Source organism: Pseudomonas sp. NPDC087804 (assembly GCF_044742965.1).
In the GTDB taxonomy this organism is placed as follows: Bacteria; Pseudomonadota; Gammaproteobacteria; order Pseudomonadales; family Pseudomonadaceae; genus Aquipseudomonas; species Aquipseudomonas rustica.
Map to the genome: position 1 here is coordinate 1 of NZ_JBIUVN010000070.1, position 1,551 is coordinate 1,551.

1 pseudogene is annotated in these 1,551 nt (G+C 56.0%); it reads right to left on the minus strand.

The window, feature by feature from the left end:
* Positions 1 to 1,551 (minus strand): annotated as a pseudogene (locus ACIOMO_RS27950) (DNA-directed RNA polymerase subunit beta'); the annotation flags it as partial.

The following is a 1,551-nucleotide window of genomic DNA, read 5'->3' on the forward strand; positions in this document are numbered from 1 at the left end:
ACTTGGCCACGATTGCGCCAGCGTCGACCTTGTCACCTTCTTTAACCGAAATCACAGCACCGTACGGCAGCTTGTAACGCTCGCGTTCACGACCGAATTCGTCAGCGATTGCCAACTCACCGGAACGGGACACAGCTACCAGGCAACCATCTACTCGCTCAACGTGTTTCAGGTTGTGCAGACGGACGGTACCGCCATTCTTCACCTGAACGCTGTCAGCTGCAGAGGTCCGGCTTGCCGCACCACCGATGTGGAACGTACGCATGGTCAGCTGGGTACCCGGCTCACCGATGGACTGGGCAGCGATAACGCCGACCGCTTCACCGATGTTCACCTGGTGACCACGGGCCAGATCGCGGCCGTAGCACTTGGCGCAGATGCCGTAGCGGGTTTCGCAGCTGATCGGCGAGCGAACGATCACTTCGTCGATGCTGTTGAGTTCGATGAACTCGACCCACTTCTCGTCTACCAGCGTGCCGGCAGGAACGATGACTTCTTCGGTACCAGGCTTGAATACGTCACGGGCAATAACACGACCCAATACGCGCTCACCCAACGGCTCTACAACGTCACCGCCTTCAATGTGCGGAGTCATCAGCAGACCGTGTTCGGTGCCGCAATCGATCTCGGTTACAACCAGATCCTGCGCCACGTCTACCAGACGACGAGTCAGGTAACCGGAGTTCGCAGTTTTCAACGCGGTATCCGCCAGACCTTTACGAGCACCGTGAGTGGAGATGAAGTACTGAAGTACGCTCAAACCTTCACGGAAGTTCGCAGTAATCGGCGTTTCAATGATGGAACCGTCCGGCTTGGCCATCAGACCACGCATACCGGCCAGCTGACGAATCTGTGCTGCGGAACCCCGCGCACCCGAGTCGGCCATCATGTACATCGAGTTGAAAGACTCTTGATCGACTTCAACGCCGTGACGGTCGATAACCTTCTCTTTCGAGAGGTTGGCCATCATTGCCTTGGAAACTTCGTCGTTCGCTTTCGACCAAAGGTCGATCACTTTGTTGTACTTCTCGCCCTGGGTTACCAGGCCGGAGGCGTACTGGCTCTCGATCTCTTTCACTTCGTCGGTAGCGGCACCGATGATGCGGGCTTTCTCGTCCGGGATAACGAAGTCGTTAACACCGATGGAAACGCCGGAGATGGTCGAGTAAGCGAAACCGGTGTACATCAACTGGTCAGCGAAGATCACGGTCTCTTTCAAACCAACCACGCGGTAGCACTGGTTGATCAGCTTGGAGATCGCTTTTTTCTTCATTGGCAGGTTGACGACGTCGTACGACAGACCTGGCGGAACAACCTGGAACAACAGCGCACGGCCAACGGTAGTGTCGACGATACGGGTGTTCTTGACGCTGCCACCGTCACGATCATTAACGGTTTCGTTAATACGTACTTTAACTTTGGCGTGCAGTGCGGCTTCGCCGGCACGGAACACACGGTCAACTTCCTGCAGATCCGCGAATACACGACCTTCGCCCTTGGCGTTGATCGCTTCACGAGTCATGTAGTACAGACCCAATACAACGTCCTGCG